This window comes from Parvularcula marina (genome assembly GCF_003399445.1).
Taxonomy (GTDB): Bacteria; Pseudomonadota; Alphaproteobacteria; order Caulobacterales; family Parvularculaceae; genus Parvularcula; species Parvularcula marina.
This window is the reverse complement of sequence record NZ_QUQO01000001.1, coordinates 2,271,171-2,287,136: the sequence shown is the minus strand read 5'-3', so window position 1 is coordinate 2,287,136 and position 15,966 is coordinate 2,271,171. Positions and strand designations below refer to the sequence as shown.

Below are 15,966 nucleotides of genomic sequence, written 5' to 3'. Positions count from 1 at the left end.
GCCGGTTGATTCAGAAGGGTTTCATGTCGGCATTTTCAGAAGCAGAACTCGAAAGGCTGCAACACGCAGCTGCGCTCATTCTCGCCGCGGAGGAGCGCCTGCCTGTCTTGCGCACGCTGAGCTGGGACCGCGACCTTGCCGACAAATTCTTTGCCAGCGGCGAGAAAGAGCCCCCAACCCCTGAATATGACATTATCGATCCGAGCCCTTCGCTTGAGCTGCTGCATGATGCAGAGCATCTGGTCGACGGTTCGACCCCGGTTCATGCCTGGCTCGACCGGATGATCGACACGGTCGAGGAGACCGCCGCGCTGCTCACCTGCGTCGGGACCAGCGCCTTTTACGGCCATTCGGTCGCACTTTACGGCTCGCCCACGGCGGCGATTGCCGATGGCAAGGTGACGGCGCTCGACCTTGCCCACCGGCTCGACACTGTCCTCTCCGAATTCGATGAAGGCAGTATGCTGCTGGAACCGCCCGAAGTCCTGACGGCCGAAGACGTCCGTTCCCGGATGGAAAAAGAGCTGCCGGAGCATTTCGGGGACCGGGCACCGCGCCTTGAAGTCACAACGAATGTCTCCGCCAAGGCCGCCGCCGGCAGCGACTATATCAAGCTGCGCGCCGATGCGAGTTTCTCAGATCTCGATGTCGACCAGCTCCTCCATCATGAAGCGCTGATCCACATTGCGACCGGCTATAACGGTCGGTCACAGAACCGCTTCCCCCTGCTCGCCGAAAGCCATCCGGGCAATGCACGCACGCAGGAAGGGCTTGCCGTCTTTGCCGAGTTCATTACCGGATCGCTTGATCCGCGCCGGTTCAAACGGCTCGCCGACCGGGTGATCGGCATTGAGATGTCGACCGAGGGCGCCGACTTTATTGAGCTCTATCAGTTCTTCCGTGAACGGAACCCAAAGGATGCGCCCCTCGAAGCCTTTGAAAGCGCGCGCCGGGTCGTGCGCGGTGGCCTCGTCAATGGCGGCGGCCCTTTCACGAAGGACTCAGTCTATCTAGGCGGCCTGCTTGAGGTGCACAATTTCTTGCGTGCCGCAGTCACGACAGGCGATGCCGACCTGATCCGCGCGCTGTTCGTCGGCAAGATCGACATCAACGACATCGATGCCGTCCGTATGCTGCTTGATGAAGGCTTGATCAGTGAGCCGCAATTCCTGCCCCCTTGGGTGCGGGATCTGCGCTATCTTCTCTCGGCACTTGCCTATTCGACTTTCCTCGCCTCGGTGGATCTCGAAAGCGTCGAGAAACGCTTTGAGACCCTGCTCACCGAGATCAAGGATTAGCGGACCTTGCCGCCCACCACCGTCATCAGGGCGTTGGTGGCATTCCAATCCGTCTCGAACGGATCGCCCGAGAAAACCGAAATGTCCGCATAGAACCCTTCGGCAAGGCGCCCCAGTCGGTCTTCCTTGAAGACGGCATAGGCGGCATTGGTGGTGAACATGGCAATCGCCTGCTCCTCGGTCACCGCCTCTTCGGGGTGCCAGTTTTCGCCTTGCGTGCCGTCGAGGGCCTTTCGTTTGGTGGCAGCAAAAATCTCGATCCGTGGATCACCTTTCTCGACCGGCGCATCAGAACCGCCGACGACATTAGCGCCATTCTCAAAGAACCGGCCCCAGGCATAGGCACCAAGCAGGCGCTGCTCGCCCAGACGGGCTGGCGCAAAGAAGAGATCGCCAATCGCATGGCTCGGCTGCATGGACGGTGTAATGCCGTAAAAGGCGAAACGCGGAATATCGTTCGGTCGGACGATCTGCGCATGTTCAATCCGCCAGCGTGGCGCTTTGCGCTCTGTCGCGTCCAACTCTCCCAGCACGCGTTTATACCAGTCAAGGACGAGGAAATTACCCTTGTCACCAATCGCATGGGTCGTGACCTGGACCTTGTTCTCATAGGCTTTCTGGAAGGCCTCGACCGCATCTTCTTTCTGCATCAATTGCAGGCCGCGCTTGCCGGGCTGGTCGGCATAATCATGAAAGAGCAGCGCCCCGCGCGAGCCAAGTGCGCCATCGACATAGAATTTGATGCCGTTCGTGCACACCATGTCATCATCCGTGCACCCCGTCCCCTGCTCGATCACCTGATCAAGCGCCCCGGGTACGAGATAGTTGAAGACGCGTACCGGCAGCTCGCCCGCCGCTGACATCTCCTTGAGGATCACGACATCTTCCGGATTGACCGACATGTTGTGAACGCCGGTCCAACCGAGCGAGGCCATCTTCTCGGCGCCGACTTTCAACCCCTCGCGGCGGCGATCCTCATCAAGCTTGGGCAGAAGATCATCAACAAGCGGCATAGCCATATCGATCAGAAGGCCTGTCGCCTTGCCCTTCTCGTCGCGTTCAACGCGCCCGCCTTCAGGATCGGCCGTGTCCTTCGTAATCCCGGCTCTCTTCAGCGCCATCGTGTTAACAACCATGGCATGACCGTCCGCCCTCACCAGAATGACGGGGCGGTCTTTGACGACCTTGTCGAGATCTGCAGCCGTCGGCATGCGCCCTTCGGGCCAGCCGGTTTCAATCCAGCCGCGACCATAGAGCGTCTCGCATTTGTCGAGTTCTGCCGCTGCCGATTTGATCCGGGTCTGCAGCTCTGCAATCGAGGTCGTTCCTTCAAGATTGAGGGTCATCTCCCGCAGGCCCACACCGAGAAGGTGGGCGTGACCATCATGCAGGCCGGGCAGCGCAACCGCGCCTTCGGGCAGCGCGACAACACATTCGGCGGGCAGCGCATCGGCCAGTGACGCATCCCCGACAGCCGTCACGCGCTCGCCGGAGATAAGGACCGCTTCGGCGGCTTCGCCCGGCGCGGTGCGGATATCGCCGGTCATCGCCCAGCTCTCGCAAGTATCGCCGGGCGCTGACCCCGCCGACAGAACCGAAGACATCGCCGCCATGGCAACGGAAAGAAGGGAGTACGTCATCGCCTGATCCACCATTCCTCAAAATGCGTCTCGCGGTGCGCCCACTAGCACCCCGGCGCGCGCCGATGAAGGGGGGGCTTCAATCGGAGCCATACGCCGTCATCTAGCCGGTCAGAATGAATTGTGATCTGGTCCACCAATTACTCAAATTGCAAGACGAGTAAGAACTACTATGGCCAGACCTGCCGGAGCATTAGCGTTATGACCCTGACCCTCGAAGATATCGCCTATCTGGCCCAGATCATCGGGGTCGTCGTGGTCGCTGTCACTCTCATCTATTTGACGATTCAAGTAAGGCAGGGGGCACAACAGCTGCGCTCGGAATCTCGACAAGCTCAGCTGACCAATGATCAGACAGGTGTCTATAAGTACCTGGAATTTCCGGAACTCGGACGCATCTTTTCCCAGCCGGAAACACCTACAAAAGAAGAGAAGACCAAGCTGATTTTCTGGATGATCGGGCAGATGCGCGCACGCGAGCACGAATGGCTACAATATAGAAACGGCGCGCTGGACAAGGAAACCTGGGAGAGCTATCGCGGCGTAATTTATTTTGTTCTTGGTACAGAGCGTGGCCGCGAACTTTGGGAGTTGTGCAAAAACTATTTCAATGCCGGATTTGTGGAAATGGTCGCAGGAATGATCGAAAGTGTTCCCCCGATCGATTTTTGGGAAAGGCTGGAAAAAATCAGCTGAATGATTTGTCGTTCATCAAACTTTTTTCACAGCCTCTTGCCAACCGCGCCCTACGACCTCCTGAAGACCGTCCACTGATAAATGTTCTGACAAGCTTCAAGGATATCGACCACGAGGTCCCGGCCCTTATATAAGCGAGTGCAGTATAGAGTCGGGCAAGCGTGTCGCCTGAGCAGCACCAACGATAAGACTCAATTATTCCGCCATCGCGCCCAGAGCATCCCGAAGGATTGCGACCATGGCGCGATAACCGGACTGCTCCATCGACACACCTGCTGCATAAAAATCTATCGCCGGCGAGGCCATGATCTCAACCCCCCAGAACCCGCCATGGGAATAGGCCTGCACGCCATTGATGTCGCGCGGGAAAAGACCGATCCGATAGTTATCCGGAAACGGATGACCGGGCGCCGTCGTCATGAGTTCGAGCGTCTCTGGGTCATCATAAATCTCGCCGTTGAATAACACCTGCATGAATCGGGAAAGATCCGTGGTCGTCGAGATGAGCCCGCCGCCGCCATAAAGATCCATCGAGCCGTTCCAGTCATGCGTATCCTGCTCACCCAGATATTGGTGCCCCCGAGGAAGGGCCGTTGCAGGGGGCATCTCTGTCTGCTCCCACCATGTTGAGGTCAGGCCAATCTCATCGAATTTAAGCTCACGCCGAACTGCAATTCCCAACGCATCACCGGTCAGGCGCTCGATAATATGGCCGAGAAGGACATATCCGGTATCCGAATAGCGAAACTCAGTATTCGGCGGACCAATCGGATCGTGATTGTCGACAAGCAGTTGCAGCTGTTCATCTCGTGTCCATTGCTGCGATGTATCAGCGAGAACCAGATCGATATATGCGCGATCCGCAGCATCCGGCATGCCGGAGACATGCATCAGCAAATGCCTCACCGTGATGATGGAAGTGTCATATCCGTCTCCACTCAGGAGGGTGTCATAACGATCATCGATCAGCTCACGGATCGGCGTGTCGAGATCAACCATACCCTGTTCGTAAAGCCGCAGCACCGTTGCCGCCGTGAAGGTCTTGGCAACGCTTGCAATCCGAATGGGCGTTTCGGCCGTCAGCTGCGTGCCGTCAGGCGCGGCCTGCCCCTTGCTGATCGCCATTGTCCGGTCCTCCTGCCGGACGGTGACGGAGACGCCCTTCAGGTCAGGGCGCTCTTCCAGCAGGCCGCTGATCCGTTCGGCAATGATCTCTTTGGGAGGGCTGATCTCGGCCACTTCCGGCGGGCTGGCCATGAACACAGCGAGTGAGGCGATCAGAAGATGAAGCATGACGAGTCCCTTTCCCTCAGGGGGTCATGCTTAGCATGATCTTATCGAAAGTCGATAACCATCTAACAGTCAGCAGGCAGGCCTTAGAGCCCCTTGCCAACCGCATCCGCGACGTCCTGAAAACCGTCCGCTGACAAACGTTCAGACAGGCCCTCTAGGATATCGATGACGAGATCCGGGCCCTTATAGACGAGCGCGGTATAGAGCTGGACGAGCGAGGCGCCGCCGAGGATTTTCTCATAAGCGTCCTGCGCACCGGAAATCCCGCCCACTCCGATCAGCGGGACGGCTCCGCTAAGGGCGCCTGCGAATTCCTTCAGCCGCGCGGTTGAGAGCGGGAAAAGCGGACGGCCAGAGAGCCCGCCTTTTTGGTCGGGATCATGAGCCAGCCGGTCCCGTTCGCCAATGGTCGTGTTGGAGATCACCAGCGCATCAATCGGCGCGGCCTTGGCCAGTTCGACAAGGTCGGCACGATCCTCATCGCCGAGATCCGGCGCAATCTTGAGGAAGAGCTTGGCATTCCCCGTCATCGCCATACGGACATTCTTGAGAAGCGACATCAGGACATCTTTTTCCTGAAGCGCGCGCAGGCCCGGCGTATTGGGGGAGGAAACATTCACTGTACAGAAAGAGACAAGCGGCGCGAGCCGCGCGGCGCAGGTCACATAATCGCCGACACGGTCGGTCGAATCCTTGTTCGCCCCCAGATTAATCCCGACAATCCCCCGGCCCGAACGGGCAGACAGCCGCGCGGCAATGGCTTCGAGCCCGTCATTGTTAAAACCATAGCGGTTGATCACCGCCTGATCGCGAGAGAGACGGAAGACCCGCGGTTTGTCATTGCCGGCCTGCGGCCGCGGCGTGACGGCGCCGACCTCGACAAAGCCGAACCCCATATTCAGGCAGGCATCCGGCACCGCGGCATTTTTGTCGAAACCGGCCGCCAGCCCCAGCGGATTGGGGAAGGTGAGGCCCGCAACCTTGGTCTCAAGCGCCGGGAACAGATCCCCCTTGCGCTGGGGGCCAACCCCCGCCTTCAAGGCGCGGATCGTCAGATTGTGAGCCGTTTCGGGATCAAAGGCATGAAAGGCACGCGTGCCGAGCCGCCAGATGCTCATATATTTTCTTCTGCTCCCGGAACCGGCACGTAGCCATCAGCCTGTTTGATCAGGGGGACGAGGTGGTCAAACCATTCGGTCAGGACATCGCCGTAAACATGCGGAAAGAGCGCCCCGCCGCGTGAAGGCTCCCATTTGAGAAGCTCACCGGGGGCGCTGTCGGGGCATCCGATGGCGACAAGCTTTGGATGCATGGCATAATGCTTTGCCGCCGTCTCCAGCACCTGCACCGGGGTCGACATGTGAAAGAAGCCGTCATGCGCATCATCCGGGCTATACGGAACATGTTCGCATTTGCGTAACCCGTCCCACTGTGCCGGACAGCACAGCCGGTAGAGATATCCCTCCCGGAACGGGCTCATGCGGCTCTTGCCCGCCGGCGGCGGCGGACATAGCTCGAGACGCGCTTCTCGATCGCTTCAATGACGAGCCCCGCAATGTCCTTGCCGGATGCGGTCTCAACGCCCTCAAGGCCGGGGCTCGAATTGACTTCCAGCACTTTGGGGCCGTCATTCGACCGCAACAGGTCCACACCCGCCATGCCGAGATTCAGCACCTTGGCGGCAGCGAGCGCGGTTTCACGCTCTTCTTTCGTGATCCTGACGACCGACGCCGAGCCGCCCTGATGCAGGTTCGAGCGGAAGTCGCCGGGGGCGGCAGTCCGCTTGATCGCCGCGACAACCTTGCCGCCAATGACGAGGCAGCGAATGTCTTCGCCGCCCGCTTCCTTGACGAATTGCTGAACGAGGAAATCCGCCTTCAGCCCACGGAAGGCCCCGACAACTGACTCAGCCGCCTTCTTCGTATCAGCGAGGACCACGCCCTTGCCTTGGCTTGATTCAAGCAGCTTCACGATGATCGGCGGTGAGCCCATCAGATCGATCAGGCTCTTATTGTCCTGCGGGCTCGACGCAAAGGCCGTGGTCGGCATGCCGATCCCTTCGCGCGCCAGCAATTGATGCGCATAGAGCTTATCCCGGCTGACCGCGATGGCGTGGCTGCCATTAACGCAGTAACAGCCCATGGCCTCGAACTGGCGCGTGACGGCCGTGCCGTAATTGGTAATCGAGGCGCCGATACGCGGGATGATCGCATCATAGATCGGCAGAGCGCGGCCATCATAATGGACCTCCGGCTTGCCCGCATTGATCAGCATATAGCAGCGCCGCGTGTCGATCAGCTCGACGACATGCTCGCGCGCTTCTGCCGCCTCGACCAGCCGTTTCGTCGAATAGGATTTCGGCTCGCGAGTCAGCACACCAATGCGTAAGGAGCGCTTGGTCGGCGGCTTCTTCGTGATCTTGTCGTAGACGTCGTAATCGAGGCTCGGCTGCTGATAGCTCATCGAGGGCAAGACTTGCGGCTCGCCATCACCTGGATATGCCGAGAGCGCCTGACGCCCGAGCAGCATGTGATAGCTCATCCCCTCACGGTCAGAGAGCGTGATCTGGATCGGCCATTCATGATCGCCCATCTGGATCAGCGTCTCGATGACATAGCGCATCTCGGTCTCGCCATTGGAGCTTGTCACTTCACGGCGGTCGACCACATCGGCAGAGCAATAGACTTCGATTTCAGGTTTCTCCGGGATAGGATGAATCCCGAAGCGGACTTTCGGCTTACTCGCGGGGCCAAATGGCTCGACGGTGAAAGCATGCAGGGCCGAGGTTTTCGCCCCGGTATCGACCTTCACCTTGAGGGCCGGTAACCCCAGTACCGGCAGGGAACACCACTCAACCCAGCCCAGTTTTAGGCTGTCATCAGTCATTCGATCTCCTCGAGAGTCATGTGACGGGCGCGTGCGGCATGCTCGATAGCGGCAGCGCCGTCATCACTTACCTTCAGCGCATCGCGGATCAGCTCGAGCACGCGGATCTCCGTCATGTCGAGATTTTCATCCGCGGTGACGACATCGACGACGGCGGCGTAGGCAGTCTCGTTCAGATGGGACGGCAGGGCCGCCGCGGCTGAATCGATCACCTTGTGCAGGCCCCCGTCAGATGACATGAGCTGGCCAGCCGCTTCGGATGTCTGCACCAGCCCGTCTTCATCGGCATCGGTGAACATGGGATAGGACCGGACAACCCGGCCAATCGCCCGGAGTTCGGTTTCGGAAATGCGTCCATCCGAGGCCGAAGTCATGACCATGAGATAGATGACGGCTTCGGCGGGTGTTAGCTGAACAACGGTATGGGCCATCTTGCGCCTTTATGACTATACGGGCGGCTTGCTAGGGAATGCCGCGCAACTTCGCAAACCCCCCTTACACCCTGAAAGAGGATAAGACCCTTGAGCCTAAGAGAGTTCACCGCAAACGAGTACGCCGACGCCAGGTCCTGGCCATTCCAGGAAGCCCAAAACCTGATCAAGCGGCTCGAAAAGGCGGAAAAGGACGGGCCGGTCGTCTTCCAGACAGGCTATGGGCCGTCCGGCCTGCCGCATATCGGCACCTTCGGGGAAGTTGCCCGCACGACCATGGTACGCCGGGCGTTCGAGGCCCTGACGGGCCGTGAAACGCGCCTCATCTGCTTTTCAGATGATATGGACGGGATGCGCAAAGTGCCGCCCACCGTCCCCAACCCGGACCAGCTTGAGCCGCATCTGCAAAAACCGCTGAGCCGTGTGCCCGACCCCTTCGGGACGCATGAGAGCTTTGCGGCCCACAATAACGCACGGCTGCAGGCCTTCCTCGACCATTTCGGCTTTGACTATGAGTTCCAGTCGGCAACCGCCGCCTATGAAGCGGGCATGTTTGATACGACGCTCACCCGCGTCCTCGAAGTCTATGAAGACATCATGGACATCATCCTGCCGACCCTGGGGGAGGAACGCCGCGCGACCTATTCGCCGATCCTTCCGATCAGTCCGAAATCCGGCCGCGTCCTCTACGTGCCTCTGCTCGAGCGCGATGCCGCCTCCGGCATGGTCGTCTATGAGGATGAGGACGGCAGCCGCGTCGAAAGCTCGGTCACGGGCGGCGCGGTCAAGCTCCAATGGAAAGCTGACTGGGCAGGGCGCTGGTATGCGCTCGGCGTCGATTACGAGATGTCGGGCGAAGATCTGACCGAAAGCGTGCGGCTGTCCAACCGGATTGTCGCCGCGCTCGGCGGCACGCCGCCGGCTGGCTTTAACTACCAGCTCTTCCTTGACGAGCACGGACAGAAAATCTCGAAAACCAAAGGCAATGGCCTGACCATCGACGAATGGCTGCGTTATGCAGCGCCCGAGAGCCTCGCCCTTTACAATTTCATCAATCCGAAAAAGGCGAAAAAGCTCTATTTCGATATTATTCCGAAGACGGTCGATGAGTACTGGACGCATGTCACCAAGTACCCCGAGCAGGAAGGCGCAAAAGCCATCGACAACCCCGCTTGGCATGTCCATGGCGGCGATGTGCCGGACGTCACCCCGCCCGTGCCGTTCGGGCTGCTCCTGACGCTGGTTGATGCCTCGGGCACGTCCGATCCAGACGTGCTGCGCGGCTTCATCCGCAAATACCGCCCGCAGGCGTCGGATGCGGAGATGGCAGCGGTCGAGCCGCTCTTTGCCTATGCGATCAACTATTTCGAAGACTTCGTGAAGCCGAAGAAGAACTATCGTCAGCCAACGGATCAGGAGCGCGGTGCGCTCGAAGATCTCGCTGGCCGGCTCGACGTCCTTGTGCCTGGCGAAGAGGAAGATGTATACCAGACAGCCGTCTTCGATGCCGGCAAGGCGGCGGAATATGAGAATATCCGCCAATGGTTCGTCGGGCTTTACGAGGTCGTCTTCGGCCAGTCCGAAGGCCCTCGCATGGGCGCCTTCACCAAAGTGATGGGTCCGGACAAAGTCGCGGCCCTCATCCGCGAGGCGCTGGCCCGGTGAGAACCCTGCCGCTCCTCATCCTCCTTCTCGCCCTGACCGGGTTCGTCCCGGCCGGGGCGCAGGAGGTGGAGGAGAACGATAAAGGCGAGGTCGTCTTCACTGACGGCCAGATTGAAACCACGCAGCCCACCGAAGCCGAAGACGAGAATATCGAAGCGCGGCTGACAAATATCTTTGCCGCACTGCCCGCCTTTGACGGGATCGAGGTTGAGGTGACGGGCGGCGTTGTCCGCCTCTCCGGCATGGTCACCTCGCGCACGGCAGCGAGCGAGGCGGAGGCAGTCGCCAGCCGGATCAGCGGTGTGGTCGCCGTCGACAATGCAATCAGTACGGACCTTTCGGTCAACCGCCAGCTTGGCCCGGCAACGGAGCGCGCGCAGCAGCTTGCCCGCGACTCGATTGCCCTTCTTCCCCTGCTCGCTGTCGCGATCACCATCGTCATCGTCTTCTGGCTCCTCGGCCTGTTCCTCGGGCGGCAACGATGGCTGTGGCGGCGGATCGCCCCCAACACGCTGGTCGCCGGGCTCTTCGGCATGATCATCCCTCTGGTCTTCATCATGCTCGGGCTCGTCATTGCCCTGAACATCCTTGATGCCGTGGCTGTCCTCTCCGCCGTTCTGGGGGCAGCAGGTGTTCTCGGCCTCGCGGTCGGCTTTGCCGTCAGGGACTCAATCGAGAACTTCATCGCCAGCGTCATGCTCTCCCTTCGCCAGCCCTTCCGGCCGAAGGATCTCGTCGATATTGACGGGCAGGAAGGCCATGTCGTGCGCCTGACCTCCCGCGCGACCATCCTGATGTCGCGGGACGGCAATCATGTGCGCATCCCCAATGCGCAGGTCTTCAAGGCCATCATCGTCAATTATACGCGCAATCCGGAGCGCCGCTTTTCCTTTGAGCTTGGGGTCGATGCGAATGATGATCCGCAGGCAGCCATTGAAACCGGCCTTGCCCAGCTCGAAACACTCGAATTCATCCTGAAGGATCCCGAGCCCACCGCATGGATCGAAAAGGTCGGGGACAGCAATATCGTCCTCAGCTTTGCGGCATGGATCGATCAGGCGCATACGGACTTCGCAAAGGCGAAATCGGCCTCCATCCGTATCGTCAAGAATGAGCTGGAGGCAAAAGGCTTCACCCTGCCCGAGCCGATCTACCGACTGCGCATCGACCAGATGCCGGAAGGTGTGGTCTTGCCCAAAGGATCGGCCACCGTGACGACTGCGTCGTCCCGGCCAGAACCGGCTACTGCCACTGGCCCCGTCGACGTCGCGCCTGACCGCAGCATCGAGGAGAAAGTCGCCGAGGACCGCGCCGAAACGGGGGAGGCGGATCTTCTCTCGGACGCTGCCCCGACCGAATTTGGCGATGAGGGAAAGGCAGGGTTGTGACATGACCCGAAAGGCTTCCGGCGACGCTCCGAAACTCCTCTCCAGCGGGAACCCGCAGATCCCCAAAGGGGACGGGGATGCCCCTGTCCAAGCCTATATCAATGCCATGCCCGGCTGGAAATCCGCTATCGGACGAAAGCTCGATGCCCTGGTTGAAAAAACTGTGCCCGGCGCGGCAAAGGCCGTCAAATGGAACACGCCCTTTTATGGCGTCGAGCCGGGTTCATGGTTCCTCGCCCTTTATTGTTATAAGGAATATATCCAGATCACTTTTTTCCGAGGGACGGATCTCGATCCTGTCCCCCCGAAAGCCTCAAAGCAGGAAGGTGTCCGATATTACGCCATCTATGAAGATGACGGCTTTGACGAGGAATTGCTCGCAGGCTGGGTCAGGCAGGCAAGCAGACTTCCCGGCGAGAAGCTCTAATAAGTCCTGAACGGGATTATTTCAGTGCTTCCGGCGGTTTCGGCAGCTTCGCGACATCAACCGGCTCATGCTGGATGATGACCAGCGCTTCGCTCGCCGCTGCAATCGCCTCGAACCGGTCCATGGAATTCCGCGTCATCGCTTCGTCGGTGTTGAAGCGCGGCACCTTCGTCCCTTCACGGCTTTCCGCGCGGTGATAAAGATCGCCTGAGAGCAGGACCGGGCCGGTCTCCGCCATCTTCACCAGCAGCGCCGTATGCCCCGGCGTGTGGCCGGGCAGCGACATGATGCGGACTGCGCCGTCGCCGAAGACATCGTAATCTTCCGTGAACGTCTTTGTGTCGAACTTCTCGAAAGCTGAGTAGTCATTCGGGTTCTCGGCATCGAACATGTGATCATATTCCGCCTGATGAACGAGCCACAGCGCCTTGCCTGCCGCCTCTGGCTGGCCGGTGTGGTCAAAATGCGAATGCGAAATTGAGACAAGATCAATATCGCCTGGCGCAACGCCGATCGCATTCAGCTGATCAGCAAGAGAAGTTTCAAGAGAAACGGTGAAAGGCTCGTTGACCTGAGGCTCCTGCCCGACAAGCGCAGCTGGCAGGCCGAGATCCCACAGAAGATCGCCCTTTGGGTGGCGGATCAGAAAACAGCTATCCGTGAACGTATCAGTCTGGCCCGCATAACTGCCGTCTGAGGCAAAGACATCGAGATCCGAGATCGCAATCGTTCCGCAATCAAAGACGTAAAGCGCTGTCGCGACGCCTGTCACGGCTGCTTCTTCAACGACCGGCGGCTCGGTGATCTGTTCCGGCTCATTGGTGTCGTCCTTGCCGCCACAAGCGGTCAACATCGACGTGCCAAGCAGGGCAAGCATGATCCAGGATTTCATCGGGCTCTCTCCTTTACGCATCACGGGGGCGGCTATAGCGGATAAGCCCGCCGTCGCCCATCCTTACCCCATCGAAATCGGGTTCGGCCGATCGCGCAGTTTCTTGCGGTCCGCGCGCAGCATCACCCATGTGAAAGTCGCTGCAGAAAGGTAGAGTCCAAGCACCGCACCACCTGCCGCCCAGCCGGGGATTGGCCCTGTCCCCATACGCTCGAACAGCTGACCCCAATTCTCCAACGGCACAGGGTGGACGATGACCTTGCCGAAAAAGGCCAGCGCCTGAACCGAAAAAATCCAAAGATAATTCCGCCGCAGGCGCCGCCCCATCGCCCGCGAAAAAGAGATGTGGTGCTCGGGGATCTCATAATCCTCCGCGAGCGTCGTCTGCCACGGCCCGTTCACATAAGGCTGCCTTTTCAGCAGCGGCGCATAGAAATTGATCTCGATCCAGCGCGCCCGCGCCCGCCACACATTGAAATATCGGTATCGCCGTGCTTCGAGATATAAAAAGAGGAAGATCAGCGGCGCGACCAGCAGGAGCGGCAGGGCGCTCGCCTCGGGATTCGCATAAGAGAGGCTGAGCGCGATACCGAGTGAGACCACAGACCAGTTGGTCGTCGCATCAAGCCGCGTTCGCCAGATTGTCGAGCGGTAGACCTCGCCACGGTAAAGGTGGGCGATAGCCCCCATTTCGGAGCCCGAGAAAGGGTCGCCATCAGGCGCCTCAGGCGGCGGTAGCTGGGAACGTGTCGGTTTGCTCTTGGCCATTTTCGGGCTCTCCTTGGAGAGGGAATGTCACCCGCTTCGGGGGTTCGTCAAATGGGACAAGCTGCTTGCCCATGACGAGAATGTGCAGATACTGACCCGATGACCCTTTATCTCATCTTACTCTGCCTCTTCTTTGTCGCGGTCTGCCTGTGGGCCGAACAGCGGCGAGCGATACTGCTGATCGGGTTTTCAAAAAGCGCGGCCTCGCTCTGTTTCGTTTATCTCGCCTGGCATCAGGGCGCGATGGAGACGCATTTCAGCCGGCTGATCTTTGCCGGGCTCATCCTCAGCCTTCTGGGGGATGTCTTCCTGCTCAGTGCCCGGCGGTTTTTGTTCCTTGGCGGCATGGCGGCCTTTGGCGCCGCGCATGTTGCCTATACGGCCGGGTTCCTGCGGCTCAGCCCGTTCCCCAATTTTGCCTGGGCGGCAGGGGCCGGGCTCACTGTCCTTTTCATGGGCGGGGTCATGGTCCGGCTCTGGCCATCGCTCCTCACTCAGTGGCGTGTGCCGGTGGCTGCCTACACGATCATCATCGGCGCGATGGTCGCCACCGCCCTTGCTGGCGGAATTGGCGGGCACCTCGCCCTTCCTTTCGCCGCCGCCGCCCTTGCCTTTGCCGTCTCGGATATCTCGGTGGCGCGCGACCGGCTCACCGCTTCTGATCCCGGCTCGCGCATCTGGGGCCTGCCTCTTTATTATGCCGCGCAGCTCCTTTTTGCGGCCTCGCTCTGAGCCGCAGCCTTACCGGCGCGTTTAGCCAGATGCGCTGGCTGCATTGATTGCGCCCGCATTTCCTGACATTCCCGGGCCTCGGATCTGAAGAGGCAAAGTGATCGTCATGCTGCTGGTTCTTCGGCGCATCATCCTCCTGTCGGTCCTGCTGGCCCTGCGCTGGTGGGTGATCTCCGCGTATGCTGGAGAGACGAGCCCCGAATGGGTGCTCGCCATCGAGAAACTCCTCGGCGGCCTCATCGCCCTGTCCGTCGCGCTGGTTATTGACGGGATTGTCCGTGTCTTCTTCTGGAAAGGTTATCTCGCCAATGTGATGGGCGCGAAGGTCCCGCGCCTTTTGCCGCTGACCGTCTCGATCCTCATTTTCGGCGCGGCGCTGTTCCACATCTTGCAGAACCAGCTCGGTTTCTCGCTCGGCGGGGCGCTTGCAGCCTCGGGCTTTCTTGCCGTCATCATCGGCTTTGCCCTGCGTAGCGTCATTCTCGATCTTTTCTCCGGCCTCGCCATATCGATCGACCGGTCATACGCGGTCGGTGACTGGATCAGCGTGACCAGCCGCGACTTCGAAGAACCCGTCTATGGCCTTGTGACCGAGATCGACTGGCGGACAACGCGCCTGATGCTGGAGGATGGACGCAGCTTCATCATGCCGAACTCGATCGGCGGGGTCTTCACGATCACGAATCACAGCCAGCCCGTTGGTCCCAAACGGCTCGAGGTGACGATCCACCTGCCGCATGAGACGCCGACGGAACGCGCCCGCAAGCTCCTGCTGGGTGCCGCCATGAAGGCTATTGAAGAGGCTGAGGGCCTTCACATATCACCCGCCTCCTCCGTCCTCGTCACCGATGTGACGACCGACGGGATCGAATATCAGGTCCGTTTCTATGCGGACATTCACCGTCTCAGCCCATCGATTGCCCGCTCGATTTTGCGCACGGCCCTGCTCGAAGCCGTTGCCGGAAATGATCTGCGCATCCCGCCCGCGCAGATCGAGCTGAGCGATCCTCGCGACCGCAAGCCCCAGTCGCGGGCAAGCGTTGATGCCGAGGCCGCGATCCGCCAGACCCGCCTCTTTGGCAGTGTCCTGAATGAGGACGAAATTGAGAGCCTCGCCGCTGCTGCCACCCGGCGGCACTTTTCGAGTAGCCAGCCTATGATCGAGGAAGGTGTGGAGGGTAGCTCCCTCTTTATCCTCCTCTCAGGCGCAGCCGTCGTGCAGCGGTGCAATGGCCATGACACCGCCCATGCGCTTGCCACCCTGTCGACCGGGGATGTGGTCGGCGAGATGTCGCTCCTGACTGGCGAGGCGCGCACCGCCAGCGTCATCGCCTGCACTGACCTCGAAGCGCTCGAAATCAGCAAGCAGGCTCTCGCACCGATCCTGAAGAAACGCCCAGAACTGGCCGAAGATCTCAGCGCTCTTCTGGCCCAGAGGGCAGGCGAGCAGGCCGATCACGACCGTCTGCCAACAGATGATAAGGCCCCGGCACATGCCCCCGCCGGCATCGGCGCGCGCATCCGCTCCTTCTTTTCCTTGTAGCATTTTCGGTCAATTTATCCGCATGCCCCCGCGGGATGGTATCCTGCATGCAAGGGAGAAATGTCCCCAAGGGCCGTGCGGAGGGTGAGATGACCCCTACCCCATTAAGGCGAAGTGTGTGCGCCAGAGACTGGCCATCGCGACAGGCAGTCGCGGCTGGCACTCGGGCATGCCGACTGCCAGCAACGCTCCGCGCCCGGAGATCGCAAATTTTCCGCATGGTACGGATTTTTAACGGTCTCGGTCAATTCACTTTTTTCTTAAAAAACAAGCATCTGCTTGGAAAAAATGAAGCAGCGGGGACAAA

At 59.9% G+C, this 15,966-nt stretch carries 15 protein-coding genes; 7 read left to right on the top strand and 8 right to left on the bottom strand.

Annotated features, from left to right (window positions below):
• Positions 1-23: 23 nt before the first annotated feature.
• Positions 24-1,298 (top strand): peptidase MATCAP family protein, encoded by a 1,275-nt coding sequence (locus DX908_RS11045; RefSeq protein WP_116392388.1) that lies wholly within the window; start codon positions 24-26, stop codon positions 1,296-1,298.
• Here the strand turns inward: DX908_RS11045 and DX908_RS11040 are convergent.
• Positions 1,295-2,938 (bottom strand): amidohydrolase, encoded by a 1,644-nt coding sequence (locus DX908_RS11040; RefSeq protein WP_158548693.1) that lies wholly within the window; start codon positions 2,936-2,938, stop codon positions 1,295-1,297. The genes DX908_RS11045 and DX908_RS11040 overlap by 4 nt on opposite strands.
• 201 nt (positions 2,939-3,139) lie before the next feature.
• Here DX908_RS11040 and DX908_RS11035 point away from each other — a divergent pair, with 201 nt between their 5' ends.
• The gene (locus DX908_RS11035) at positions 3,140-3,634 is read left to right on the top strand and encodes a hypothetical protein (protein WP_199564687.1); all 495 of its coding nucleotides are present in this window, start codon (positions 3,140-3,142) and stop codon (positions 3,632-3,634) included.
• A gap of 195 nt (positions 3,635-3,829) precedes the next feature.
• Here DX908_RS11035 and DX908_RS11030 read toward each other — a convergent pair whose 3' ends face one another.
• The 5 genes from DX908_RS11030 to DX908_RS11010 all read right to left on the bottom strand — a co-directional run bounded on the left by DX908_RS11030 (position 3,830) and on the right by DX908_RS11010 (position 8,244).
• Positions 3,830-4,927 carry a serine hydrolase domain-containing protein gene (locus tag DX908_RS11030; RefSeq protein ID WP_116392386.1) on the bottom strand — a complete coding sequence of 366 codons (1,098 nt, stop codon included), beginning with the start codon at positions 4,925-4,927 and terminating at the stop codon, positions 3,830-3,832.
• 83 nt (positions 4,928-5,010) lie between these two features.
• On the bottom strand, positions 5,011-6,045 hold the full coding sequence (locus DX908_RS11025; RefSeq protein ID WP_116392385.1) for a quinone-dependent dihydroorotate dehydrogenase: 1,035 nt from the start codon (positions 6,043-6,045) through the stop codon (positions 5,011-5,013).
• Positions 6,042-6,407 (bottom strand): DUF952 domain-containing protein, encoded by a 366-nt coding sequence (locus tag DX908_RS11020; RefSeq protein ID WP_116392384.1) that lies wholly within the window; start codon positions 6,405-6,407, stop codon positions 6,042-6,044. Before DX908_RS11020 ends, DX908_RS11025 begins: the two co-directional genes overlap by 4 nt.
• Complete coding sequence (rimK, locus tag DX908_RS11015) at positions 6,404-7,813, bottom strand: 30S ribosomal protein S6--L-glutamate ligase (RefSeq protein ID WP_116392383.1); 1,410 nt, start codon at positions 7,811-7,813, stop codon at positions 6,404-6,406. The genes DX908_RS11020 and rimK overlap by 4 nt, the downstream gene beginning before the upstream one ends.
• Positions 7,810-8,244: a tellurite resistance TerB family protein gene (locus tag DX908_RS11010; RefSeq protein WP_116392382.1), complete on the bottom strand. Its 435-nt coding sequence runs from the start codon at positions 8,242-8,244 to the stop codon at positions 7,810-7,812. Before DX908_RS11010 ends, rimK begins: the two co-directional genes overlap by 4 nt.
• Positions 8,245-8,334: 90 nt before the next feature.
• On the opposite strand from DX908_RS11010, the gene DX908_RS11005 reads away from it, so the two are divergent.
• The 3 genes from DX908_RS11005 to DX908_RS10995 are packed head-to-tail and all read left to right on the top strand — an operon-like array spanning position 8,335 to position 11,724.
• Positions 8,335-9,909: a lysine--tRNA ligase gene (locus DX908_RS11005; protein WP_116392381.1), complete on the top strand. Its 1,575-nt coding sequence runs from the start codon at positions 8,335-8,337 to the stop codon at positions 9,907-9,909.
• Positions 9,906-11,297 carry a mechanosensitive ion channel family protein gene (locus tag DX908_RS11000; RefSeq protein ID WP_158548691.1) on the top strand — a complete coding sequence of 464 codons (1,392 nt, stop codon included), beginning with the start codon at positions 9,906-9,908 and terminating at the stop codon, positions 11,295-11,297. The genes DX908_RS11005 and DX908_RS11000 overlap by 4 nt, the downstream gene beginning before the upstream one ends.
• A 1-nt stretch (position 11,298) precedes the next feature.
• Positions 11,299-11,724 (top strand): DUF1801 domain-containing protein, encoded by a 426-nt coding sequence (locus DX908_RS10995; protein WP_199564686.1) that lies wholly within the window; start codon positions 11,299-11,301, stop codon positions 11,722-11,724.
• 16 nt (positions 11,725-11,740) lie between these two features.
• Here DX908_RS10995 and DX908_RS10990 read toward each other — a convergent pair whose 3' ends face one another.
• Both DX908_RS10990 and DX908_RS10985 read right to left on the bottom strand, forming a co-directional pair.
• Positions 11,741-12,616, bottom strand: a complete 876-nt coding sequence (locus DX908_RS10990; protein ID WP_158548689.1) for an N-acyl homoserine lactonase family protein — start codon at positions 12,614-12,616, stop codon at positions 11,741-11,743.
• A gap of 63 nt (positions 12,617-12,679) precedes the next feature.
• Positions 12,680-13,384, bottom strand: coding sequence for a DUF2270 domain-containing protein (locus DX908_RS10985; RefSeq protein WP_199564685.1), 705 nt, complete (start codon positions 13,382-13,384; stop codon positions 12,680-12,682).
• A gap of 99 nt (positions 13,385-13,483) precedes the next feature.
• Here DX908_RS10985 and DX908_RS10980 point away from each other — a divergent pair, with 99 nt between their 5' ends.
• Positions 13,484-14,116: a lysoplasmalogenase gene (locus DX908_RS10980; protein WP_116392377.1), complete on the top strand. Its 633-nt coding sequence runs from the start codon at positions 13,484-13,486 to the stop codon at positions 14,114-14,116.
• A 106-nt stretch (positions 14,117-14,222) separates the two neighbouring features.
• Positions 14,223-15,659 carry a mechanosensitive ion channel family protein gene (locus DX908_RS10975; protein WP_147303778.1) on the top strand — a complete coding sequence of 479 codons (1,437 nt, stop codon included), beginning with the start codon at positions 14,223-14,225 and terminating at the stop codon, positions 15,657-15,659.
• The last annotated feature ends 307 nt before the right edge of the window (positions 15,660-15,966 follow it).